Origin of the sequence: Streptomyces sp. JH34, assembly GCF_029428875.1 — a bacterium.
Taxonomy (GTDB): domain Bacteria; phylum Actinomycetota; class Actinomycetes; order Streptomycetales; family Streptomycetaceae; genus Streptomyces.
Genome location: NZ_JAJSOO010000001.1, coordinates 4,437,112 through 4,462,186 on the forward strand (window position 1 = coordinate 4,437,112; position 25,075 = coordinate 4,462,186).

Annotated in this window: 14 protein-coding genes; 10 read left to right on the top strand and 4 right to left on the bottom strand. The window is 72.5% G+C overall.

The genetic code is table 11. From position 1 onward, the window contains the following. Positions 1-220 precede the first annotated feature (220 nt). Positions 221-637, bottom strand: a complete 417-nt coding sequence (locus LWJ43_RS19835) for an Rv3235 family protein (protein ID WP_277333565.1) — start codon at positions 635-637, stop codon at positions 221-223. Between the two features lie 279 nt (positions 638-916). Here LWJ43_RS19835 and LWJ43_RS19840 point away from each other — a divergent pair, with 279 nt between their 5' ends. The 3 genes from LWJ43_RS19840 to LWJ43_RS19850 all read left to right on the top strand — a co-directional run bounded on the left by LWJ43_RS19840 (position 917) and on the right by LWJ43_RS19850 (position 7,610). Then, the gene (locus tag LWJ43_RS19840) at positions 917-1,423 is read left to right on the top strand and encodes a DUF6912 family protein (protein ID WP_277333566.1); all 507 of its coding nucleotides are present in this window, start codon (positions 917-919) and stop codon (positions 1,421-1,423) included. 62 nt (positions 1,424-1,485) lie between these two features. Continuing rightward, a complete protein-coding gene (locus LWJ43_RS19845; RefSeq protein WP_277333567.1) occupies positions 1,486-2,157 on the top strand; it encodes an HAD family hydrolase in 672 nt (223 codons plus the stop codon). Positions 2,158-2,594: 437 nt separating this feature from the next. Then, complete coding sequence (locus tag LWJ43_RS19850; protein WP_277333568.1) at positions 2,595-7,610, top strand: NAD-glutamate dehydrogenase; 5,016 nt, start codon at positions 2,595-2,597, stop codon at positions 7,608-7,610. A gap of 89 nt (positions 7,611-7,699) precedes the next feature. Here LWJ43_RS19850 and LWJ43_RS19855 read toward each other — a convergent pair whose 3' ends face one another. Further along, entirely contained in the window at positions 7,700-8,512 is an 813-nt protein-coding gene (locus LWJ43_RS19855) for an ABC transporter ATP-binding protein (protein WP_277333569.1), read from the bottom strand. After that, positions 8,505-9,446, bottom strand: coding sequence for an ABC transporter permease (locus LWJ43_RS19860; protein ID WP_277333570.1), 942 nt, complete (start codon positions 9,444-9,446; stop codon positions 8,505-8,507). Before LWJ43_RS19860 ends, LWJ43_RS19855 begins: the two co-directional genes overlap by 8 nt. A gap of 143 nt (positions 9,447-9,589) precedes the next feature. On the opposite strand from LWJ43_RS19860, the gene LWJ43_RS19865 reads away from it, so the two are divergent. Further along, the gene (locus LWJ43_RS19865) at positions 9,590-10,195 is read left to right on the top strand and encodes a TetR/AcrR family transcriptional regulator (RefSeq protein WP_277333571.1); all 606 of its coding nucleotides are present in this window, start codon (positions 9,590-9,592) and stop codon (positions 10,193-10,195) included. On the opposite strand, the gene LWJ43_RS19870 is transcribed toward LWJ43_RS19865, so the two are convergent. Next, positions 10,185-13,589 carry a CDP-glycerol glycerophosphotransferase family protein gene (locus tag LWJ43_RS19870; RefSeq protein WP_277333572.1) on the bottom strand — a complete coding sequence of 1,135 codons (3,405 nt, stop codon included), beginning with the start codon at positions 13,587-13,589 and terminating at the stop codon, positions 10,185-10,187. The genes LWJ43_RS19865 and LWJ43_RS19870 overlap by 11 nt on opposite strands. A gap of 100 nt (positions 13,590-13,689) precedes the next feature. On the opposite strand from LWJ43_RS19870, the gene LWJ43_RS19875 reads away from it, so the two are divergent. From LWJ43_RS19875 to LWJ43_RS19900, 6 genes are all read left to right on the top strand, one after another. Beyond that, on the top strand, positions 13,690-15,783 hold the full coding sequence (locus tag LWJ43_RS19875) for a CDP-glycerol glycerophosphotransferase family protein (RefSeq protein ID WP_277333573.1): 2,094 nt from the start codon (positions 13,690-13,692) through the stop codon (positions 15,781-15,783). A gap of 91 nt (positions 15,784-15,874) precedes the next feature. Next, positions 15,875-16,609 (top strand): methyltransferase domain-containing protein, encoded by a 735-nt coding sequence (locus tag LWJ43_RS19880; protein ID WP_277333574.1) that lies wholly within the window; start codon positions 15,875-15,877, stop codon positions 16,607-16,609. A gap of 11 nt (positions 16,610-16,620) precedes the next feature. Continuing rightward, positions 16,621-17,472, top strand: a complete 852-nt coding sequence (locus tag LWJ43_RS19885; protein ID WP_277333575.1) for a TylF/MycF/NovP-related O-methyltransferase — start codon at positions 16,621-16,623, stop codon at positions 17,470-17,472. Between the two features lie 100 nt (positions 17,473-17,572). Then, positions 17,573-21,028 (top strand): bifunctional glycosyltransferase/CDP-glycerol:glycerophosphate glycerophosphotransferase, encoded by a 3,456-nt coding sequence (locus LWJ43_RS19890; RefSeq protein WP_277333576.1) that lies wholly within the window; start codon positions 17,573-17,575, stop codon positions 21,026-21,028. Then, entirely contained in the window at positions 21,025-23,871 is a 2,847-nt protein-coding gene (locus LWJ43_RS19895) for a bifunctional glycosyltransferase/CDP-glycerol:glycerophosphate glycerophosphotransferase (RefSeq protein ID WP_277333577.1), read from the top strand. Before LWJ43_RS19890 ends, LWJ43_RS19895 begins: the two co-directional genes overlap by 4 nt. Then, the gene (locus LWJ43_RS19900) at positions 23,868-25,016 is read left to right on the top strand and encodes a glycosyltransferase (protein ID WP_277333578.1); all 1,149 of its coding nucleotides are present in this window, start codon (positions 23,868-23,870) and stop codon (positions 25,014-25,016) included. The genes LWJ43_RS19895 and LWJ43_RS19900 overlap by 4 nt, the downstream gene beginning before the upstream one ends. The last annotated feature ends 59 nt before the right edge of the window (positions 25,017-25,075 follow it).

The window sequence follows — 25,075 nt, forward strand, 5'->3', positions numbered from 1 at the left end:
GGCCCCCTCGCACGCCCCCTTTCTCTTGCCCGTCTCACGCCCCTTCCCAGATCCCTCTCACGCCCCTCCCCAGGCCCCTTGCGCGGCCCTTCCGGACCGCTCCGGACCTGTTGCGGGCGGGCAGGGTCCGCGGCCCGCTGGAGCCCTCGTACGGTCCTCGTGGGGGTTCGTCCTCGCGAGGGCCGCACGAGGTCCCGTCATCCGGCCGGACGAGGTCCCGTCATCTGACCGCCGGGAGGCGCTCGCCGCCCAGGTCGACCGCCGCGCAGCGCCAGCGGAGGTCGGGGCCCTGCTCCAGGCGGAAGGCCATGGCGCGGACCTGTTCGCCGGCGGCGATGCTGGCGAAGGCCTCGACCACGCCGTTGGCCGGCTGGGTGCCGCGGCAGGCGCGCACGACCGGGCGCCTGCCGCCGGCGCCGAGCGGGGCGTCGGGCGCGAGTTGGGCGAGCTGGTCGTACGCCTCGCCGATCGTGTGGCCGAGCATCCAGTGCACCGGGCGCTGGCCGCTGAGGACGGTGAGCAGGCGTTCCGCGAACCACTGGTGCGGGCGCAGCGGCCGCCGGGGCCGTTGCGGGGGCACCGTGCCCGGCCTGCTGCGGTCGTGTCGTCCGGTCGGCCTCGTCCTGTCCGTGCTCATGCTCATAGCCCCCGTGGCTGCTGTCCGGAGCCCGGGCGATACCGGGCGGTAACTTCTGCTGGGGATCTTCTACGGGGCCGGTCGCAGGCCCCGCAACCGGCCGTGTGGGCCGGCCGGGCATCCGACGGGATCACCTATCCGGGTGGCGGGCCCGGCGCCGCAAGGGAACGGCGAGGGTGACGGGCCTCGCGCGGTGGACGGGGGAGGGCGGATGGGCAACCCCGAAGGGGGACGTCGCACGTATCCTGAGGGCGCCATCGACTACGGAAGCGGTCATCCATGCGTGTGTACGTCCCTCTGACCCTCTCCGGTCTCGCCACGGTGCACGGGGCGGGCGAGATCGGTCCGGGGCCGCTCACCGCCTATGCCGTGACGCCCGGCCTGCGTGAGTGGTACGTCTCCGACGACATCGAGGAACTGGAGTACGCGGCGCTCACCCGTGCCGCCTCCGCCTCGCTGCGGCTGATCGCCGGCAGGCCGGAGGAGGCCCGGCGCCGGGTCGTCGTCGCCCTCGACGTGCCGGACGGGGCGGTCGTCGCCGATCCGGACCACGTCCTGGACGCGTCTTCGCTCGGCGAGGTGCGCGTCGCGGACGCGGTGGCGCTGTCGAGGGCCGCCGCGGTGCACGTGGACGCCGACGACGCCGGGAAGGACGTCGCCGCGGCGGCCGCGGCTCTGGGCGCGGCGGACCTCGGAGACGACGACGCCCGGTCCACCGTGGACGGGGCGGAGGACCACGAGCTGCTGTGGTTCGGGATCCAGGAGATCCCCGGTCTCATCGCCTGAGGTCCTGGCCCCGCGGAGGCTGCGCCGGGGTGACTGTCGTAGCGGCCGGGTATTTTTTCTGCATGGCGACAACGGGGAAGCACCGCACGCATCTGGTCTGGGACTGGAACGGCACACTGCTCGACGACATCCATGCCGTCCTCGGGGCCACGAACGCCGCCTTCGCGGAGGTCGACCTGGCGCCGCTCACGCTGGAGCAGTACCGCGAGACGTACTGCGTGCCGATACCCAAGTTCTACGAGCGGCTCATGGGCAGGCTCCCCACCCCCGCCGAGTGGGAGCGCATGGACGGCCTCTTCCACCGCCACTACACCGAGCAGCGGGCCGCCTGCGGGCTGACCGAGGGCGTCGAGGAGCTGCTGGCCCGGTGGCTGCGCGGCGGCCGCAGCCAGTCGCTGCTCAGCATGTACGGGCACGAGCACCTGGTCCCGGTGGTGCGGGGATACGGCATCGAGGGTCATTTCGTCCGTGTCGACGGGCGGACCGGTCCCTCCGGTGGCAGCAAGGCGCTGCACATGGAGCGCCACTTCGAGGTGCTCGGGGGCATCGCCCCCGAATCCGCGGTGGTCATCGGTGACGCGGTGGACGACGCCGTGGCCGCGGCGCACGTCGGCGCGCGCGCCGTGCTCTACACCGGCGGTTCGCACAGCCGCAGCAGTCTGGAGGCGGCCGGTGTGCCCGTGGTGGACACCCTGGCCGAGGCTGTGGCGCTGGCCGAACTGATGGCGGACTGAGGGCCGGCCGGGCCGGGGGCGACCGGGCGGATCGAGCCGAAGGTCCGCGCGGGCAACGGGACGGGCGCGTCTGTACGCATACGCGCCTTTACGCGCAGAGGTGATCCCGTGCGATGTCCAGAGTGTCAAAGTTCGAGGCGTTCTTTTGTACATAAGCGGCTCATGACGGTTGTGGGTACGGGAGGGATAGCCTGGTCCCGTGATCAGCGCGATATGCCTCGGGGGCAGCGAAGCCCCCGGCCTGCGCCCGGAGTGCCACAGCACCCGGGCCATGCGCGATCTCCGCGTCCCGGGCCGTCCGCCGAACATGGCCGATACGGTCCCGGGCATCTCCCCAGGCGGCATAGCGTCGAACCAGACCGGAAACCCCGCGTCGTGGCGGTACGTCGTCTTTCTCACCTACGTCACGCAACGGCGCGCGACAGGAGCCAGAGGACATGCAGACCAAGCTGGACGAAGCCAAGGCCGAGTTGCTCGCACGGGCGGCCCGGGTAGCTGACAACAGTCCGGGCGGTGGTGTCGGTGGCCCGGGAGGCGGCCTCCGGGTGCACCTCGCCGGAGCAACCGGTACCGAAGCGGAGACCGGCCAGGACGAGCGGTCGGGCCGGGAGACGCTGCTCGCCTATCTCCAGCGCTACTACCTGCACACCGCTCCGGAGGACATCACCGACCGCGACCCGGTCGACATCTTCGGCGCTGCCTGCTCCCACTACCGTCTCGCCGAGGACCGCCCGCAGGGCACCGCGAACGTCCGGGTGCACACCCCGACGGTCGACGAGAACGGCTGGACGAGCAGCCACTCCGTCGTCGAGGTCGTCACCGACGACATGCCCTTCCTGGTCGACTCCGTGACCAACGAGCTGTCCCGGCAGGGCCGCGGCATCCACCTGGTGATCCACCCGCAGGTCGTCGTGCGCCGCGACGTCGCGGGCAAGCTGATCGAGGTGCTGGCCGACGACCGGGCCAGGGGCAACGGCGCGAAGCGTGCCCGCAAGGACTCCGGGGCCGAACTGCCGCACGACGCCCTCGTCGAGTCCTGGATCCACGTCGAGATCGACCGGGAGACCGACCGCGCGGACCTGAAGCAGATCACCGCCGACCTCCTCCGTGTCCTGTCCGACGTGCGGGAGACCGTCGAGGACTGGGACAAGATGCGCGACACCGCCCTGCGGATCGCCGACGACCTCCCCTCCGAGCCGCTCGACGAGCTGGCCGACGAGGAGGTGGAGGAGGCCCGCGAGCTGCTCCGCTGGCTCGCCGCCGACCACTTCACCTTCCTCGGGTTCCGCGAGTACGAACTCCGTGACTCCGACGCCCTGACGGCCGTCCCCGGCTCCGGTCTCGGCGTCCTGCGCTCCGACCCGCAGCACAGCGAGGACGAGGCGCACCCGGTGAGCCCGTCCTTCGACCGGCTGCCGGCGGACGCCCGGGCCAAGGCCAGGGAGCACAAGCTCCTCGTCCTGACGAAGGCGAACAGCAGGGCGACCGTGCACCGCCCCAGCTACCTGGACTACGTCGGGGTGAAGAAGTTCGACACCGACGGCAACGTCATCGGTGAACGGCGCTTCCTCGGCCTGTTCTCCTCCGCCGCCTACACCGAGTCGGTGCGCCGGGTGCCCGTGGTGCGCCGTAAGGTCGCCGAGGTCCTGGAGAGCGCGGGCTTCACGCCCAACAGCCACGACGGCCGGGACCTGCTCCAGATCCTCGAGACGTACCCGCGCGACGAGCTCTTCCAGACGCCCGTCGACCAGCTGCGTTCCATCGTGACCTCCGTGCTGTACCTCCAGGAGCGGCGCCGGCTGCGGCTCTACCTGCGCCAGGACGAGTACGGGCGCTACTACTCCGCCCTCGTCTACCTGCCGCGGGACCGCTACACCACCGGCGTGCGGCTCCGCCTGATCGACATCCTCAAGGAGGAACTGGGCGGCACCAGCGTCGACTTCACGGCCTGGAACACGGAGTCGATCCTCTCCCGGCTGCACTTCGTCGTCCGGGTCCCGCCGGGCACCGAGCTCCCGCACCTCACCGACGCGGACGCCGACCGCATCGAGGCCCGCCTCGTCGAGGCCGCCCGCTCCTGGGCCGACGGCTTCCAGGAGGCGCTGAACGCCGAGTGCGGCGAGGAGCGTGCCGCCGAGCTGCTGCGGCGTTACGGGCAGTCCTTCCCCGAGGGCTACAAGGCCGACCACTCGCCGCGTGCCGCGGTGGCCGACCTGGTCCACCTCGAAGAGCTCAAGAGCGAGCGCGAGGACTTCGCGCTCAGCCTGTACGAGCCGGTCGGCGCCGGCCCCGCCGAGCGCCGCTTCAAGATCTACCGGACCGGGGAGCAGGTCTCGCTCTCGGCGGTCCTGCCCGCGCTCCAGCGTCTCGGTGTCGAGGTCGTCGACGAGCGTCCGTACGAACTGCGCTGCGCGGACCGCACGCACGCCTGGATCTACGACTTCGGGCTGCGCCTGCCCCAAGCCACGGGCAACGGCGACCACCTCGCCGACGACGCCCGCCAGCGCTTCCAGGAGGCGTTCGCCGCCATCTGGACCGGCGAGGCCGAGAACGACGGCTTCAACTCGCTCGTCCTGGGCGCCGGGCTCGACTGGCGCCAGGCGATGGTGCTGCGCGCCTACGCGAAGTACCTGCGCCAGGCGGGTTCGACCTTCAGCCAGGACTACATGGAGGACACCCTCCGCAACAACGTCCACACCACCCGGCTCCTGGTCTCCCTCTTCGAGGCCCGGATGTCCCCGACCCGTCAGAAGGCCGGCACGGAGCTGACGGACGGGCTGCTGGAGGAGCTGGACGGAGCCCTGGACCAGGTCGCCTCGCTGGACGAGGACCGGATCCTGCGGTCCTTCCTCACGGTCATCAAGGCCACGCTGCGGACCAACTACTTCCAGCTGGCCGACGACCACGAGCCGCACAACTACGTCTCGATGAAGTTCGATCCGCAGGCCATCCCGGATCTTCCGGCGCCCCGCCCGGCGTACGAGATCTGGGTCTACTCGCCGCGCGTCGAAGGCGTCCACCTGCGCTTCGGCAAGGTCGCCCGCGGCGGGCTGCGCTGGTCGGACCGCCGGGAGGACTTCCGTACGGAGATCCTCGGCCTGGTCAAGGCGCAGATGGTCAAGAACACCGTGATCGTGCCGGTGGGTGCCAAGGGCGGGTTCGTCGCCAAGCAGCTGCCGGATCCGGCGGTGGACCGTGACGCCTGGCTCGCCGAGGGGATCGCCTGCTACAGGATCTTCATCTCGGCGCTCCTCGACATCACCGACAACATGGTGGTCGGCGAGGTCGTGCACCCCACGGAGGTCGTCCGTCACGACGGGGACGACACCTACCTCGTCGTCGCCGCCGACAAGGGGACCGCGAGCTTCTCCGACATCGCCAACGACGTGGCCGTCGCGTACGGCTTCTGGCTCGGTGACGCCTTCGCCTCCGGCGGCTCCGCCGGTTACGACCACAAGGGCATGGGCATCACCGCCCGCGGCGCCTGGGAGTCCGTCAAGCGGCACTTCCGCGAACTGGGCCACGACACCCAGACCGAGGACTTCACCGTCGTCGGCGTCGGTGACATGTCCGGTGACGTCTTCGGCAACGGGATGCTGCTCTCCGAGCACATCCGGCTGGTCGCCGCCTTCGACCACCGGCACATCTTCATCGACCCGACCCCGGACGCGGCGACCTCGTACGCCGAGCGGCGACGGCTGTTCGACCTGCCGCGCAGCTCCTGGGCGGACTACGACAAGGACCTGCTGTCCGCGGGCGGTGGCATCCACCCGCGTTCCGCCAAGTCGATCCCGGTCAACGCGCAGATCCGCGCGGCGCTCGGCATCGACGCGAAGGTCACGAAGATGACGCCCGCCGAGCTGATGCAGAACATCCTCAAGGCGTCGGTCGACCTCGTGTGGAACGGCGGCATCGGCACGTACATCAAGTCGTCGGCCGAGTCGAACGCCGACGTCGGCGACAAGGCCAACGACTCGATCCGGGTCGACGGCGCGGACCTGCGCGCCCGTGTCGTCGGAGAGGGCGGCAACCTCGGGGCCACCCAGCTCGGCCGGATCGAGTTCGCCCGGGCCGGCGGGCGGATCAACACCGACGCGATCGACAACAGCGCCGGTGTGGACACCTCCGACCACGAGGTGAACATCAAGATCCTGCTCAACGGTCTCGTCCGGGACGGCGACATGACCGTGAAGCAGCGCAACAAGGTGCTGGCGGAGATGACCGACGAGGTCGGTCAGATGGTGCTGCGCAACAACTACGCGCAGAACACCGCGCTCGCCAACGCCTGCACCCAGGCGCCGTCGCTCCTCCACGCCCACCAGCGCTTCATGCGCAGGCTCGGCCGCGACGGGCACCTGGACCGGGCCCTGGAGTTCCTGCCGAACGACCGCCAGATCCGTGAACTGCTGAACCACGGCAAGGGCCTCAGCCAGCCGGAACTGGCCGTGCTGATCGCCTACACGAAGATCACGGCGGCGGAGGAGCTGGTCTCCACCGTCCTGCCGGACGACCCGCACCTGCAGAAGCTGGTCCACGCCTACTTCCCGAAGCAGCTCGGCGAGCGCTTCCCGGAGGCGGTCGACGGACACGCGCTGCGTCGCGAGATCATCACGACGGTCCTGGTCAACGACACGGTCAACACCGCCGGTTCGACGTTCCTGCACCGGTTGCGCGAGGAGACCGGGGCGTCGCTCGAGGAGATCGTGCGGGCCCAGTTCGCCGCCCGTGAGATCTTCGGCCTGTCCGCCGTGTGGGACGCCGTGGAGGCGCTCGACAACACGGTGGCGGCCGATGTGCAGACCCGGATCCGGCTGCACTCGCGCCGGCTCGTCGAGCGCGGTTCGCGCTGGCTGCTCGGCAACCGGCCGCAGCCCGTCGAGATCGCGGAGACCATCGGGTTCTTCCGCGAGGGCGTCGAACGCGTCTGGAACGAGCTGCCCAAGCTGCTCAAGGGCGCGGACGCCGAGTGGTACCGGTCGATCCTCGACGAGCTCACCTCGGTGGGTGTGCCGGACGAGCTGGCGGTGCGGGTGGCCGGATTCTCGTCGGCCTTCCCGGCGCTGGACATCGTGGCGATCGCGGACCGCACGGACAAGGACCCGCTGGCCGTCGCCGAGGTGTACTACGACCTCGCGGACCGGCTGGGGATCACCCAGCTGATGGACCGGATCATCGAGCTGCCGCGGGCCGACCGCTGGCAGTCCATGGCCCGCGCCTCCATCCGTGAGGACCTGTACGCCGCGCACGCGGCGCTCACGTCCGACGTGCTGTCCGTCGGCAACGGGACCGCGTCGCCCGAGCAGCGGTTCACGGACTGGGAGGACAAGAACGCGGCGATCCTGGCCCGTTCGCGCGCCACCCTGGAGGAGATCCGGGGGTCGGAGTCCTTCGACCTGGCGAACCTGTCGGTGGCCATGCGGACGATGCGGACCCTGCTGCGTACGCACGCCTGACCCGGCGCGGCCGGACGGGCCGCGACGAGAGCCGTCCGCCGGACGGGCCCACCGGCCCGTCCGGCGGACGGCTTCATGACGTCACGGCGTCATTTCTTCGCGGGCTTCCCGGGCTTCCCGGGCTTCGCGGGCCCGGTGAACTCCTCGTACGCGGCGACGACGTCCTTGGCCGGGCCGTCCATCCGCAGGGTGCCCGCCTCCAGCCAGATCGCCCGGTCGCAGGTCTCGGTGATCGACCGGTTGCTGTGGCTGACCAGGAAGACCGTGCCGGCCTCCTCGCGGAGCTCCATGATCCGGTCCTTGCTGCGCCGCTGGAACTTCGCGTCGCCGGTGGACAGCGCCTCGTCGATCAGCAGGACGTCATGGCTCTTGGCGGCCGCGATGGAGAAACGCAGCCTGGCACCCATGCCGGAGGAGTAGGTCCGCATGGGCAGGGTGATGAAGTCGCCCTTCTCGTTGATGCCGGAGAAGTCGACGATGTCCTGGTAGCGCTCTCGGATCTGCTCGCGAGTCATGCCCATGGCCAGGCCGCCGAGCACGACGTTGCGCTCCCCGGTCAGGTCGCTCATCAGGGCGGCGTTCACGCCGAGCAGCGAGGGCTGGCCCTGGGTGTGGACCCGGCCCTTCGACGGGGGGAGAAGTCCGGCGATCGCCTTGAGGAGCGTCGACTTCCCGGACCCGTTGGAGCCGATCAGGCCGATGGCCTCGCCCTTGTACGCGGCGAAGCTGACGCCCTTCACCGCGTGCACCTGGCGGGCGCCCCGGGGCTGCCGGCGCGACACGATCCTGTTCAGGGCGGAGGTGGCGCTGCCCCTTCCGGTGCGCGCGCCGTTCACCGTGTAGGTGATGTGGACGTCGTCGACGACGACGGTGGGTACCCGGGTGTCGGGGGTGTCAGCCACGTCCGTACCTCTCCTCGGCCTTCCAGAAGTACACGAATCCGCCGATGCCGCAGACGAGTGCCCAGCCCGTCGCGACGGCCCACACGTGCGGGGGCAGCTGCGTGCCGGAGAAGCTGTCGATCAGGGCGTAGCGCATCAGGTCGATGTACACGGCTGCCGGGTTGCACTCCAGGGCCAGCAGGACGAGCCGCGGGACGCGGTCGGCGGAGAGCAGGGTGTCCAGGCTCCACATGACGCCGGACGCGTACATCCAGGTGCGCAGGATGAAGGGGGTCAGCTGGGCGATGTCGGGGGTCTTGGCCGCCAGCCTGGCCATGACCATCGAGAGCCCGGTGTTGAACAGGGCCTGGAGCATGAGCGCGGGGATCGCCAGCAGCCAGGAGGGCTGCGGGTACTGGCCGAACACCAGCAGGATCAGGACCAGCGCGCCCAGGGAGAACAGCAGTTGCTGGAGCTGCTGGATGGCCAGGGCGATCGGCAGGGACGCCCGGGGGAAGTGCAGGGCCCGGACGAGTCCGGTGTTGCCGCTGATGGCCCGGGTTCCGGCCGTGATCGAGCTGGCGGTGAAGGTCCAGATGAAGACGCCGGTGACGAGGAAGGGCACGAAGTCGGCCACCCCGTGCTTGGTGTTCATCAGGACGCCGAAGATGAAGTAGTAGACCGTCGCGTTGAGCAGCGGGGTCATGATCTGCCAGATCTGGCCCAGCTTCGCCTGGCTGTACTGCGCGGTCAGCTTCGCCGTGGCGAAGGCCGTGATGAAGTGCCTGCGCCCCCAGAGCTGCCGGACGTACTCACCGAGCGTCGGCCGTGCCCCGCTGACGGTCAGACCGTGCCGGGCCGCGAGCGCGGCCAGCTCGCCGGGTTCGTACACGGGGAGGAGGGCGGGTGATGCGGTGTCCGCCTGGGCCGGCGGCGCTGCTGTCTGACTCACCACGATCGCTTTCGACGGGGGGTCGGGGATGTCGGTGCGCGGAGATCCGGGTCGATGGGACGGCACCGTATCGTCGCAACGCAGACGATAGGACGTTTGTGCGTCGCAACGCAACCGTTTCGTCGTTACGGTCTATCATTCGGGCCATGACCACCGAACGGCGAACCGGGCGCCGCACCCCGGCAGGTGCCGCGGTGCTGCGCGAGGACGTCACCGACGCGATCCGCGGCGCCGTCTTCGAGGAGCTGGCCGCCGTGGGATTCGCGCGGATGTCGATCGAGGGCATCGCCCGGCGCGCGGGGGTGGGCAAGACCGCCGTCTACCGCCGCTGGAAGTCCAAGCTCCACCTCGTCCTCGACCTGGTCGCGGCGGTCGCCGCGCAGGGCATGCCCGCGCCCGTGACGGGTTCGCTGTACGGGGACGTGCGCGCCGTCCTGGAACTGGCCGCGTACGCCCTCCGCCACCCCGTGGCCTCGCAGGTGATCCCCGACCTGCTGGTCGAGGCGGCCCGCAACCCGGAGATCTCCGACGCCATCAAGGCCGCCCTGCTCGACCAGCAGCAGGGGGTGGCCGCCGTGGTCGTACGGGCCGCGGTGGCGCGGGGCGAACTGCCCGAGGGCAGCGACCCCGACCGGGCGCTGGACCTGATCGTCGGACCGCTCTACTGGCGCCTCGTCGTGGTCCGCGGCGATCTCCCCAAGGGGTACCTCGACGACCTCGCGGCGTCGGCGGTCCGCGCTCTCAAGGCCTGACGCGCTCCCCGGGACCGGGGTCCCCGCAGAGCAGCCGGTCCACCACGCGACGGGCCGCCCCGCCGCCGGCAGGCCCGCAGTGGTCCCGCCGGAAGCTCTCGTACGCCTCGGCGTGGAGAGCCGCGGAGGCCGGAGTCGTCCGCAGGGCCTGAGCCACCTCCTGGGTGGTGACGAGCAGGGGCCCGGGGGCCCGGGTCTCGAAGTCCAGGCAGAAGCCGCGCACCGTGTCCCGGTAGTGCTCCAGGTCGTAGGTGTGGAAGAGCACCGGGCGGCCCGTGTGCGCGAAGCCGAACACCAGGCCCGAGTAGTCGGTGAGCAGCACATCGGCGATCAGCAGGAGCTCGGTGGCGTCCGGGTGCGCGGACACGTCGCGCAGCGCGGGGTGGACCGGGACGCTGCCCGTCACCCGCGGGTGCCTCCGGACCAGCACGGTGGTGCGCCGGTCCAGCGAACGTGTCAGCGCGGCCAGGTCGAGCGCGGGGTCCCAGCGGTACAGCGGCGCGGAGCCGAGGGGGACGTCCTCCGGCGGGTGCGCGAGATGGTCGCGGTACGTCGGCGCGTACAGCACCACCCGGTGGCCGTCGGGGACGCCCAGCTGCCGGCGTACCCGTTCCGCCGTCTTGTCCCGGCCGGGGGCGAACAGCAGGTCGTCGGCCGGCGAACCCGCCTCCAGCACCTCGCCGCGGTAGGCCAGGGCCCGGCGGAGGTGCGGTGTGGCGAACGCGCCGGGGGAGACCAGGACCGACCACTGCGCGGAGCGGTGGGCCAGCGTGGCGAGGTCCTGGTGGTCGGCGTACAGGGAGCCGGAGAGGTCCAGGCCGAACCGGCCGAGCGGGGAGCCGTGCCAGGTCTGTACGACCGTCTGGCCCGGACGGCGCTCGAACCACGCGGGCAGGTGGCCGGCCGCGACGATCCAACGCGACCGTGCCAGCGCCTCGTACCAGGCGGCGCTGTGCGTCACGACGGGGACGGCGGTGGACGGGACGCCGGAGGCGGTGCCCTCGGACCCGTCGGTGACCCAGAGGTGCTCGGCATCGGTGCTCCGGCGCACGAGCTCGGTGTGCACGGCGCGCACGGGGCCGTCCCCGGTGTGGAGCACGGCGTCCCGGAGGGGAAGCCGGCGCTGCGCCGGGTGGTGCCCCGTCCGCAGACGGCTCTGGTGGTACGCGCTCCGCTCCGCGTCGCCGAGCGGAGGCGCGCAGCGCACGGTCAGCCGGTCGCCGTGGCGGCGGTCGAGGCGGAACCCGGACCCGGCGGCGCCCAGCGGCAGGCGGGCGGCGAGCGCCGCCTCCACGCGCACGGGCCGGCCGCCCAGGAACACCTCCCAGTCGCCCTCGCGGGGAGGCCGGGCGAGCACCGCGGCGAAGCGCTGCTCCCGCCGTCCTGCGGGCTCGTGCCGCTCGACGGACTTCTGCCGCGAGACGGGGACGGTCACCCGCCCGCCCAGGGTGCTGTGCCGCAGTTCGAGCACGCCGGCCCCGGTCCCGTCGATGCGCAGCCCGCCGCCGGGAGCGGCCCCGGCACGGTCCACACACGGTTCGCCGGACAGGTCCACGACCAGGTGGCCCCCGGCGTCGGCGAAGGCCGGCGCGGGCAGGTCCGGCGCCGCGGCGAGCGGCACGCGGACGCCGTCCGCGAGGAGCGCCGCCCGCCACCGGCCCTCCCGCCCCGGCCCGGACCCGGCCGCGAGAGCGGCGAGCGGGAGCCGCACGCCGAAACCCTCCCCGCCCTCCCCGCACCGCACCGGGCAGACTCGCTCCTCGGACCCGTCGCGGGACAGCACGAGGGCGGTCGGCCCGGCGCCCCCGTACAGCCGCCCGGTCAGCTCCAGGGTGTCCGGTCCGCGGTCGTGACCGGTGGCCATCGCGGACAGCCTGGTCACCGTCAGCTCCAGCCGGCCGTCCCGGTAGCCGAGCACCGCGCGCAGTCCCCCGCCCAGGTCGCGCACCAGCGGCTGCGCCGCGGCCGCCTCCACCGCACGCAGGGCCGCCCGCCGGACGACGCCGTGGCCGGCGACCACCACACCCACCAGCCAGCTGCCCGGGCCGAGCCGTCCAGGGTCGAGGACCATCTCGAAGCCCGCGTGGTCGTAACGGTGCAGCTCCTGACCGGAGTCGGCGGTGGCCCGGTCGGTCCTGACCGTGCGCACGGGAACGGGCCGCATCCTCCCGCCCCCCGCCTCCCGCACCAGACCGCCCTTGAGCGACTGCCGGGCCGACTCGGCCGGCAGGTTGCGGACGTACGCGTATCCGCGCAGCCGCAGCGTGCCGTCGTCGGCCCACGACGATTCCACCAGCCGCGCCACGACCGGGAGGTCGCCCTTGCCCAGGCGTGCCGAGACGCTCCTGCCGTCCGCCACCCGGGGGTGCACGGCCCGCCGCCGGCCCGGGGGGCCCGCGACGGCGAACGTGCCTGTCCCGTTGGCCCGTTCGAACTCCAGGACGGCCAGCAGTTCGTGGACCCTGCGCTCCCGCACCAGCTGCCAGCGGATGCGTGCCTCGGCCGGCAGCCCGGCCAGGGCCGCGTCGCCCGCCCGGTCGAGGAACGCGCCGGCGTCCGCCATGAACGCGGAGCGGTAGGCGGGACCGCCCATCGGCAGGCCCTCCAGGAAGTACACGAAGTCGTCGCGCAGGCACGAAGCGTCGTAGCGCAGCCGCTGCCCCGCGCCGCGGTCCGAGAGGAACGCGCTGACCTGCTCACAGGCGGCGATCCGGTCCCTTACCCCCCGCACGTCCGTACGCCGCCGGGTGATCGAACCCTCCCTGACGCGCCAGTGGTAGACGTGCTCGTGCAGTACGTCCACCGATTTGGCGAGGTAGTGGGCGGGGATCATCACCGGGGTGTCCTCGTAGAGCTTGCCCACCGGGAAGGAGAAGGCGTGCCGGTCCCAGAAGGAGCGCCTGAACACCTTGTTCCACGCGACGCGGTCCGCGAGCAGCCGGGCGTCGCGGGTGATGTGGGTGCGGAGGCGGTCGCCGGTCAGCCAGCGGTACTGCCAGGCCTGTCGCCGTCCCTGCTCGTCGAGCCGCCACACGTTGCCCGTCACCAGGTCGGAGCCGGTCGACTCCAGTGAGGCCAGCATCCGTTCGTACGCGTCGAGGACGAGGACGTCGTCGCTGTCGGCGAACGCCAGGTACGGGACGCCGGGGGTGGTGCGGGCGATCCCCGTGTTCCGTGCGGCGCTCAGGCCCGCGTTGGGCTGGTGGACGCAGCGGAAGCGGTCGTCCCGGGCGGCGAACTCCTCGGCGATCCGGCGGCTCCCGTCGGTCGAACCGTCGTCGACCATCACCACCTCGAGGGCGTCGAGGGACTGCCGGGCCAGCGATTCGAGGCACTCCGCCAGGTAGTCCTCGACGTTGTGCACCGGGACTACGACACTGAGGAGTGGCTTCATGTACTGATCAACCCGGGGGAGCGCCCCGGGTCACGCGGCTGACCCGAACGGGTGAAGATCGCTAGGGCGGGCGCCGGGGTCCCCGTTACGCTCGGCTGCCATGCTCCTCAGTGTCGTCGTACCCGCCCACCGTGTTCAGGGGTACCTGAGAGCGGCCCTGGAGTCCGTGACCGGGCAGGCGCCGGCCGGGGACGGCCGGGCCGAGCCGGAGCTGATCGCCGTCTGCACGCCCGACAGCCCGCTGGAGCTCGACGTCGCGCGGGAGGCCGCCGGGCGGGACCCCCGGGTGCGGGTGCTGGTCCTCGACCGCCCCTGGGACACGGGTGCGGCCCGTAACGCAGGTGCGGCGGCGGCGCGCGGGACCTATCTGCTCTTCCTCGACGGGGACGACCTGCTCCTTCCCGGAGCGGTGGCGGAGATCTCCGAGCGCCTGTCGGACGACCGGTCCGAGGCGCGGCCGGGGGAGGACCGGCCGGACGGGCGGGCGCCGGAGGACCCGCCCGGCGCGCGCCTGCCGCAGGACCCGCCCGACGTGGTGCGCCTGGGCCACGACCGGGTCGACTGGTGGGGCACGGTCCGGCCGGGCGACGCCACCCTGCCGGCGGCCCGCAACCAGCTCTTCCGCCGCGCCTTCTGGGAGGCCCACGGACTCCGCTTCACCGAGGGCCCCTACGACGACGTCGTGCCCGTCCACCGCGCGGCCCTCCTCGCGTCCGACGCGGGAACCCTCGCCGAGCTCGACCGGATCTGCGTACGCCACCGGCTGCGCCGCACGGGCACCTCCGCCGCGCCACCGGGCCGCACGCACTTCGCCGTCGTCCACGCCTACGAACGGCTGGCCGCCGAGACCGGCGGGGACCCGCGGATCCGGGCCGCTCGCGCCGCGCACCTCACGGCCGTGCTCGACGACCCGGCCCGCATCGCCCCGGGCGACCGCGCCGCCTTCTTCCGGGCGGCGCGGCTCCCCGGCCGCTACACCGCGCACCTGGTCCGGACGGTGCTGCGCGCCGGACGTGCCCGGGCGCGAGCCGTCGCGCGCGCGGGCAGGAAATCGCTGCGCGCCCGCGTGCTGAAGGTCCTCTACCGCGCCGACCTGCTCCGGCCGCTGGATCCCCGCCTCGCCGTCTACGGGGCCTACTGGAACAGAGGCGTCGCCTGCAATCCGGCCGCCGTCTACGCCAAGGCCCGCGAACTGGTCCCGCACGTCCGGGGTGTCTGGGTCGTCTCCTCCCGCCACCGCGAGCGGATGCCGCCCGGAGTGCCGTACGTCATCGAGGGCTCCCGCGCCTACTGGCGGACCATGGCCACCGCGACGTACCTCGTCAACAACTCCAGCTTCCCCGGCGGCTTCACCAAACGGCCGGGCCAGACCTACCTCCAGACCCATCACGGGACCCCGCTGAAGACCATGGGCCTGGACCAGCTCCCGTACCCCGCCCTCACCGGCGGCGTCAGCTTCGAGCGGATCGTCGCCCACGCCGACCAGTGGGACTTCAGCCTCTCCGCCAACCCGCACAGCACCGAGGTCTGGGACCGGGTCTACCCCTCCTCCTACGAGCAACTGCCGTACGGCTACCCGCGCAACGACGTCCTGTGCACGGCCGGCCCCGAGCGGGCCGGCAAGATCCGGGCGGAACTCGGTGTCGCGCCCGGATCGACCGTCCTGCTGTACGCGCCCACCCACCGCGACTACCGCAGGGGTTTCGTCCCCCGGCTCGACCTGGAGCGCCTCAGCCGCGAACTGGGCCCCGGCTTCACGCTGCTGGTACGCGCCCACTACTTCTACGGGCGTCCGGCCGGGACGGCTGCGGGGGACCGGGTCATCGACGTCACCGCCCACCCCGCCGTCGAGGACCTCTTCCTGGCGGCCGACGGGCTGATCACCGACTACTCGTCCCTGATGTTCGACTACGCCTGCCTGGACCGCCCGATCATCGCCTACGTCCCCGACTGGCAGGCCTACCGCGCCGCTCGCGGCACGTACATAGACCTGCTGTCCGGCCGTCCAGGCGACACCCCGGGGGCGGTCGCCACCACCGAGGACGAGCTCGTCGGCGTACTGCGCGGCGGCACCTGGAGGTCCCCGGAGGCAGAGGCGCTGCGCGCGGCGTTCCGCGACCGCTTCTGCCCGTACGACGACGGGCGCGCGGCGGAGCGGGTGGTGCGGCGGATCTTCCCGGTGGGTCCGGGCTGAACCGCGGGGTCACCCGTACGGGGCGATTCCTCCGAACCCCGCCGTCGTTGTGCTCAACAGCGCGCGCAACAGGCAACGTTGGGAGAAGCTCATGCACCGGTCCGCCTACGAGCAGATGCAGCTCTGCATCGAGGAGTACCTGCCCAGGGCGCGCAGGCACCGCGTCGTGGACCTCGGCTCACGCATCTCCGGGAAGCAGACCCGCACGCATCGGGGGCTGCTGGCGGACCACGACATCGACTACTTCGGGGTCGACGTCCTCGAAGGACCCAACGTGGACGCGGTCATGACCCGCCCCTACCGGATCCCCGCGAAGTCGCGGAGCGCCGACGTGGTGCTGTCCGGGCAGGCGTTCGAGCACATCCCCTTCTTCTGGGTGTCGATGATGGAGATCGCCCGCGTGCTCAGGCCCGGCGGTTACGCCTTCATCACCGCGCCCTCGCGCGGGCACGCCCACGACGCGCAGGACTGCTGGCGCTACTACCCCGACGGCTTCCGCGCGATGGCAGCCCACTCGCGTCTCGAACTCTGCGAGGCGTACACGGACTTCCCTCCGGCCAAGGGCATCTGGCACGACTACGCCGCCATCGACTCCAAGGCCGCCTACTGGGGCGACTCGGTGGGCGTCTTCCGCCGCCCGCGGCCCCACCGGCGGCCGGTGACCCGGCTGAAGAACGTGGTGGCCGACTTCGCCGTGCGCGAGACGGCGGTGTGGTGGGCCAACCGGGCCGGGGGAGTGGACCGGGTCCCGCTGCCGCGCCCGCTGGACGGGCGGGAGCGCTGCGGGCGCCCGGACAGCCGTACGGTTCCATCAACTACAGGTTGACGAAAGATGACATGAGCCGCAAAACGTGCGTACTGTCCGGCCCCATGGCTTGGCGCAACGCCGTCAACGGCGTCCTTCAGCAACTCACCGGATACCAGCTCAGGCGTGCGACCGTACCCGCTCCCCGGTCCGCCCCCGCGGCCGCACAGGCCCCGCCCGTGGTGAAGCCCGTCGTGGCGAGGAAACCGGCCCTCCCCGCGGACTACGACGACGAGGCCAAGGACATCATCCGCGCGGTCAAGCCGTACACGATGACCTCGCCGGAACGCCTCAACGCCTTCGTCCTCGCGACCCGGCACATCGTCAGGCACGGCATCCCGGGAGACATCGTCGAGTGCGGTGTCTGGCGCGGCGGTTCCATGCAGGCCTGCGCGAAGACGCTCCTGTCGCTCGGCGAGACCGACCGGGACCTCTACCTCTTCGACACCTACGAGGGCATGACCCCGCCCACCGCGGAGGACCTGCGGCGGGACGGCAGGCCGGCCAGGGAACTGCTGGACGCGCAGGGCAAGGACCGGCCGATCTGGGCCGTGGCCTCCCTCGAGGACGTACGGACCGGGTTCGAGCAGGTCCCGTACCCGAAGGACCGCGTCCACTACGTGCAGGGGAAGGTCGAGGACACCGTCCCGGAGCGTGCGCCGGAGCGGATCTCCATCCTCCGGCTGGACACCGACTGGTACGCGTCGACCAAGCACGAACTGCAGCACCTGTACGGACGCCTGGTGAGCGGCGGGGTGCTGCTGATCGACGACTACGGCTACTGGCAGGGATCGCGCCAGGCCGTGGACGAGTTCCTGGAGGAGACCGGCGAGCAGCTCCTGCTGCTGCGCATGGACGAGGGCCGCATCGCCGTCAAACCCTGAGCGGGCGGTGCCCCGTCGCGAGCCCCGTGCCTCTCCGGCACGGGGCTCGTTCCACCAGAGGAAGTATGTTCGTCCGCCCGGAAGGATCGTGCGCAGCGCCATGGCACCCCGTCTCACCGTCGTCGTCCCGCTCTACAACGTCGAGGAGTACCTCGGAGCCTGCCTGGAATCGCTCGCCGGGCAGACCATGGCCGACCTGGAGGTCGTCATGGTCGACGACGGGTCGACGGACCGGAGTGCCGATGTGGCCATGGAGTTCTCCCGGCGGGACCCACGATTCCGGCTGATCCGGCAGAGGAACGAGGGGCTGGGGGCCGCGCGCAACGCGGGGGCCGCCCAGGCACACCCGGACGGCGGGTTCCTGACGTTCGTGGACAGCGACGACGTCGTGCCGCCGGGCGCCTTCGCCAGGATGCTCGGCGAACTCGACGCCTCCGGCTCGGACTTCGCGACGGGCAACGTCCTCAGGCTCCGGGCGGACGGACTGCTCGAACAGTCCCCGATGTTCCGCAGGCCGATGGAGAAGCCCCGCCGGGCCACCCACGTCACCCGGGACTGGATCCTGCTGGGCGACCGCATCGCGTGCAACAAGGTGTTCCGCAGGTCCTTCTGGGACCAGCACGCCTTCACCTTCCCGACGGGTGTCCTGTACGAGGACATCGCGGTGGTCCTGCCCGCCCACTTCCTGGCGCGGAGCGTCGACGTCGTGGAGGAGCCGGTCTACCACTGGCGGGACCGCGCCGGCTCGATCACCACCCGGCGCGCGGTGGCCCGGGGCATCCGCGACCGGGTCACGGCGGTGTCCACGGTGAGCCGCTTCCTCGCGGACCGGGGCATGACCGAAGGGAAGCGGCGCTACGACGAGCACGCGCTCTCGGGCGACCTGTGGCTGTTCATCGAGGCACTCCCGGACGGCGACGAGGACTTCCACGAGGCCTTCCTCACCCACACCAACGCCTTCGCCGACACGGTCGACCCCGCCGTCCTCGACGGGCTGCCCCTGCACCTCAGGGTCAAGTGGCAGCTGATCCGCGAGCGCAGGACCGCGGAGCTGCTCGCACTCCTGGCCCACGAGTCCACGGACCGCGACACCTTCCACGTCCGGGGGCTGCTGCGGCCACGGGCCCAGTACCCGGGCGTCGCCGGCCCCCTCCCTCGCAAGGTCGCCGCGCTGTCCGCCGCGGACCTCCCCGTGCACGCGCACCTCACCGAGGCGGTGTGGCGGGACGGGCTGCTGCACCTCGAGGGCTACGCGTACGTCCGCAATGCCCCGGGCGGGCCGGTGGCGGCGGGCTGGCTGAGGTCGGGCCGGCGGCTGGTCCCGCTCCGGCTGCGCAGGACGGTGACGGACGACGCGGCCGCCGGATCGGGCCGCTCGCTGCACGGCTACGAACGCTCCGGTTTCCAGACGGTCCTCGACCCGCGACGGCTCGTCACCCGGGCGACCACCCGGGGCACGCGGACCCTGTGGAAGCTGGAAGCCGTCGTCGTCGGCGCCGGACGGCCGCGCCGTGGGCCGATGCGGCTGCTCGGCAATCCGGCCGCGCCCGCCGTGCGGTACGTCGACGAGCGCACCCGGGTCGTCCCGCTGCTCTCCGGGAACAAGCTGGAGCTGCGCGCCGAGCGGATCGACGCCGTGCTCGCCGGCCACGGGCCGACGGACGCCGGTGACGGGATCCGGATCGCGGTGCGGCTGCTGTGCGGGGACGACGCGCCGACGGCCCTGAGGCTCCAGGAGTGGCGTACGAAGGAGGTCCGCGAGTTCCCCCTGACGGCGGACGAGGGCTCGGACGGCCGCACCGTCGTCGCCGAGGTGCCGCTGATGACGTTCCGGGGCTCCGACGGCGACTGGGGTGTCCAGCTCACCGGCGGGACGCGCCGGCTTCCGGTCGCCGCCCGCCCGGAGACCGACGCCGCGCGGTACCCGCTGCCCGGCGGCCGTGAGGTCTACGCCGCCGCGAACCCGTCCGGTGACCTGGTGCTCACCGACCGGGACGTGCGGCCCGTCGTCACCGGCACGTCCTGGGCCGACGACACGGGCCTGGTCCTCGAAGGGACCTTCCCGGCGGTGCGGTACCACACCGACGAGCTGGTCCTGCGGCACAGCGGCCACCAGGAGGAGCACACCTTCGCCGTGGAACGCACGGGCGCCCGGTTCCGTGCGGCGCTGTCCCCCGGGGCCGTCGACGGGGCCGGGGGTGTGCTGCCGCTCGCCGAGGGCCGGTGGTACCCCTTCCTCAGGGAAGTGGGCGAGACCGACCCGGAGCGATACCTCCCGCTGCGGGTGGTGCCCCAGTTGCACGCCGGGCTGCCGCTGTGGCGGGAGGCGGGAGGCCGCCGCTTCACCCTGGAGCGGCGCTTCCACGACCGGCTCTCCCTGCGGTCCGGCAGCGCCCTGGCGCCGGCGGAGCGGGGTGCGTACGGGCAGCGGCTGCTGCGTGAGCGCCGGGCGGGCGCGCGCGGGGAGGAGCTCCGCGACGCCGTGCTGTACTCCAGCTTCGACGGGCGGCAGTACTCCGACTCGCCCCGCGCCGTCCACGAGGAGCTGGCCCGGCGCGGCACCGGCGTCGAACACCTCTGGGTGGTCCGGGACCAGCAGGCCGCCGTGCCCGCCGGGGTGCGCGCCGTCGCCCTGCACAGCGCGGAGTGGCACGAGGCGCTGGCCACGAGCCGGTGGATCGTCACCAACACCCAGCTGCCCGAGTGGTTCGAACGCGCGGAGGGCCAGTTCGTCGTCCAGACCTGGCACGGCACCCCGCTCAAGCGCATCGGACGCGACCTGGCGGGCACCGCCTTCGCGGACACCGCGTACATGGAGTCCATGCCGCGGCGGGCCGCCCAGTGGAGCGTGCTCGTGTCGCCCAACAGCTTCTCCACACCCGTCCTGCGCCGCGCCTTCGGCCACACGGGCGAGGTGCTCGAGTGCGGCTACCCGCGCAACGACCTGCTGTACGCCCCCGACCGGGCGAAGACGGCCGACGCGGTCCGGCGGTCCCTCGCCGTGCCCGACGGGAAACGGGTCGTCCTGTACGCACCGACCTGGCGCGAGGACCGGCCCAAGCGCGGCGGACGCTACGGGCTCGACCTCCAACTGGACCTGGAGGAAGCCCGGAAGGCGCTCGGCGAGGACCACGTCCTGCTGGTCCGCCGCCACTACCTGGTCGGCGGGAGCGTCCCGGAGAGCGACTTCGTCCGCGACGTGTCGCGCCACCCCGACGTCGCCGAACTGATGCTGATCAGCGATGTGCTGGTCACGGACTACTCGTCCCTGATGTTCGACTTCGCCCATACGGGCCGGCCGATGCTGTTCCACACCTACGACCTGGAGCACTACCGCGACACCCTGCGCGGCTTCTGCTTCGACTTCGAGGACCGGGCGCCCGGCCCGCTGATCACCGACTCGGCGGCGGTCGTCGAGGCACTGCGCGACCCGGACGCCGCGACCGCCTGCCACCGTGAGGCGTACGCCCGCTTCCGGGAGTCGTTCTGCGACTTCGACGACGGGACCGCCGCCGCCCGGGTCGTGGACCTGATGCTGAAGGGGGCACAGGCATGAACACGCCCGACTTCAGCTGCGTGATCACCGCCGGCGAGGGCGGGGAGGAGGCCCTGGCCGCGTCCCTGGAGTCCGTGCTGGACCAGAGCCTGCGCGCCGTCGAGGCCCTCGTCGTGCTGCCCGCCGGGGCCCCCGCCGCACTGCGGACGGCGGCCGGAACACAGGCCGGGCGCTTCCCGGACCGGGTCCGGGTGCTCGACCCCGGCACGGACCGCGTCGCCTCGCTGCGCAACACGGGCCTGGACGCGGCGCGCGGCACGTACGTCGTCGTGCTCGACGCCGGTGAACGTCTCCAACGCCACGCCTGCCGCAACCTCTGGGAGGCCGGGACCCGTACCCGTGCCGACCTCGTCGCCGGAGGCTGGAGCCGGCTCACCGGTGACGGGACGAAGGAACGCGAACCCTCCTGGCAGCAAACGCTGTTCGCACGCTCCCGCACCGTCGCCCGGTTCACCGAAGCCCCCGAACTGGCCGTGCGCGACGCCCTGCTGACCGGATTCTGCGTCCGCCGCGCGGCTCTGGAACGTCGTGCCCTGCGCTACGACGAGGACCTGACCCGCAGCGAGGTCCTGTTCGGCCCCCTGGTGGCGGCCGTGGTCGGCCGGATCGCACTCGTACGCCGCCGGATCGTCTCGGGGCGGGCGCTGCCCGACGCCGGCCGGGACCTCGCCGGGCTCGTCGAGGCGCACCGGCGGGTGAGCCATGTGCTGGTGGCCCAGGGGCTGACGGAACTGCGCGAGGAGAGGGACCGGGCCTTCCTGCTGGACCACCTCGTGCCGCTCGTGCGGACCTTCCCCGAACGGCCCGCCGCCGCACGCGAAAACGTCGCGGCGACGGCGGCCCGGGTGCTGCCCGAGGTCGTCCCCGAGCCGGTCCTGCTGACCCTGCCGCCCGTCGAGCGCGTCGGCGTCCGGCTGCTGGAGCGGGGCGACGCGGACGGGGTGCTCACGGCGGCGTACGCGCTGCGGCGGCGGAACGTCGTGGCAGCGGCACTCTCCGTGCGGGACGACGGCCGGGTGTTCTGGCCGGGCGGGCCCGACCCCGTGCTGGACGTCACCGAACTCGGCCATCAGTACCGGCCGTTCGACGAGCTGAAACTGATGAACAGGGTCACCCGCTACGAGGCCCGCGGCAGCCGGGTCCTGCTCGCGGGCCGGCTCGTCCTGCCCTCGCACACCGGGCCCGGCCCGGACGGCACCCTCACCGCCCGTCTGGAGTTCCGCGTACGCGACGGCTCCCGCACCTTCCGCGCCCCGGTCGATTCACTGAGGCCCGACGCCACCGGGATCAGCTGGTCCACCGGCATCGACGTGACCCGTCTGCTGCGCCCCTTCGGTCCGCGCGACACGGTGTGGGACGCGCGGATGGTGCTCGAGGACGGCCGGACCCGCTCGGTGAGCGACCTCTTCGCGCCGCACGACCTCGTCGGGCCCGGGGACCGTTCCCCCGCCCGGCCGCGGCTGGGCAGGACGACCGGGGACACCTGGCAGCCCTACATCACCCTCAGGGACCATCTGGCACTCAGGCTCGAAGCACGCCTGCCTCCCGCCCGTACGGCCCGCAGGCTCGTCCACTACGCCACCCACTTCCGTCCCGCACGCCGGATGAGGCTGGTGCTGCGCGCCCTGGGCAGGCGCCGGGACCGACTGCGATCGCGGGGTTTCAAGGCCGCGGTCTACCGCTCCTGGCTGCTCCGGCTGCCCGTGCGCAAGGGGTCCGTGGTCTTCGAGAGCCACATGGGCACCTGCTACGGCGACAGCCCCCGCGCCGTCCACGAGGAGGTGCGCGCCCGGGGGCTCCGGCTGCGCAGCGTCTGGGCCTACGCCGATTCCACGGACGGTTTCCCCACGGACGCCCGGCTCGTGCGCCGCTGGTCCTGGCGCTATCTGTGGGCCCTCGCCCGGGCGGAGTACTGGGTCGACAACCAGGGGTTCCCGCAGAACCTCGACAAGCCCTCCGGCACGACCTACCTCCAGACCTGGCACGGGTCGGCGTACAAGCGCATGGGCTTCGACGAGACCCGGGTGCGTCTGCAGAACACCCCGCAGCGCGAACGGCTCCAGCGGGCCGTGCACCGCTTCGACCACTTCCTCGTACGGTCCGGGCACGACGAGCGCACACTGGCCCGCGCCTACCGGCTGCCCGAGCGGACGCTGCTGCGCACCGGCTACCCACGCAACGACACCCTGCTCGCCGCGCGTGCCAGGGACGAGACCGAGGGGCGGCTGCCCCGTCCGGCGCTCGCGGCGGAGCTCGGCCTGCCCGACCACCGCAAGGTCGTGCTGTACGCGCCGACCTTCCGGGGCGGGCCGGGCAAGCGCAAGCGGCAGCGGCCGCTGTTCGACGTGGCGCGCTTCGCGGAGCGCTTCGGCGACACCTGCACGCTGCTGGTGCGGGCGCACTACCTGGAGGCGGCGAGTCTGCCCGCGTGTCCGCCGGGGACGGTCGTGGACGTCTCGCGCCACCACGACGTCAGCGAACTCCTCGCGCTCTCCGACGTGCTGGTCACGGACTACTCGTCGATCATGTTCGACTACGCCCTCCTGGACCGCCCCATCGTCCTCTTCGCCCCCGATCTCGATGCCTACGCGGCCGAGCGGGGCAGCTACTTCGACCTGCGGGAGAAGGCGCCGGGACCGGTCACGGCGACCGAGGAGGAACTGTTCGCCGTGCTGTCACGACTGAAGACCGCCGACACCGGGTTCCAGGAGCGACGTGCGGCTTTCGCCGAGGAGTTCGGCGCCTACGACCGCGGGGACGCGGCCCGTGCGGTGGTCGACACCGTGTTCGCCCGGCACATCGCCCCGTCCCGCACCGTCCCTGCCGGGGAGGCCGGCCGATGAGCCGCAGCCGTGACATCTTCATCGTGTCCAACAGCACCGACGAACTCGGTGGTGTGACGGGCTGGATGCACCGGACCGCCCAACTGTTCCAGGAGGCGGGCCACCGGGTGCACACCGTCGGCGTCCACGCCGCCGAGCGGAAGATGGCCCTGCCCGAGCCGCCCGGCTACCCGGTGACGGCCCTCTACCCCGCGCACCCCCCGACGCCCTGGACCCCCAAGGGCCCGCGTGACCGCTTCCGGATCGCAGCCCGGCGGGCCGAGGCCCGCCGTGTGGTCCGCAAGCGGCGTGCCGTCGACCAGCTCTCGCAGGTCTTCCGGGCGGCCCGGCCCGGTGGGGTGGTGATCGTCAGCCAGGTCTGGGCGATGGAATGGGTCTCGGAGGCGGACACCGGAGGCCTCCGGGTCGTCGGGATGAGCCACGAGTCCTACGACTACTCCCGGGCGAGCCACCGCTACCGCTGGATCAGGAACCACTATCCGTCGCTCGACCACTGGCTCGTCCTGACGGAGGAGGACGCCGACAAGTGGGCGGGCGACGGGATGAACAACGTCGGCTTCATGCCCAACGCCCTGGCCGGGCTGCCCGACGTGCCCTCCCCGCGCAGCGAGAAGTCGGTGGCGAGCATCGGCCGGCTCACCGACCAGAAGGGCATCGACATGCTCCTGGACACCTGGGCACTCGTGGCTCCGCGGCGTCCCGACTGGCGGCTGGACGTGTACGGCACGGGAGAGGACGAGGCGGACCTCAGGGCGCAGTGCACCACCCTGGGCCTCGACGCCTCCGTCACCTGGCGGGGGCGCACGGACGACGTCCCCGGCGCGCTCGCGGACTCCTCCGTCTTCGTCCAGTCCTCGCGCGGCGAGGGCTTCCCGCTCGCGCTGCTGGAGGCCATGGCGAGCGGCGTGCCGTGCGCGGCGTTCGACTGCGCGCCGGGCGTGCGGGAGATCATCCGCGACGGCGAGGACGGACTGCTCGCGCCCGCCGGTGACATCGGGGCCCTCGCCGACCGGCTGCTCCGGCTCACCGGCAATCCCCGGATGCGGGACGCGATGGGCGACCGGGCGCGGACCGGTGTCCAGCGGTTCTCCGAGGCGGAGACCATGGGCCGCTGGGAAGAGCTGTTCGCCCTCCTGGAACGCTGACCCGGCCGCCGCGCCGCCGGCACGGGCCCGGGCGCCCCGGGCCCGTGCCGGGGACGCGC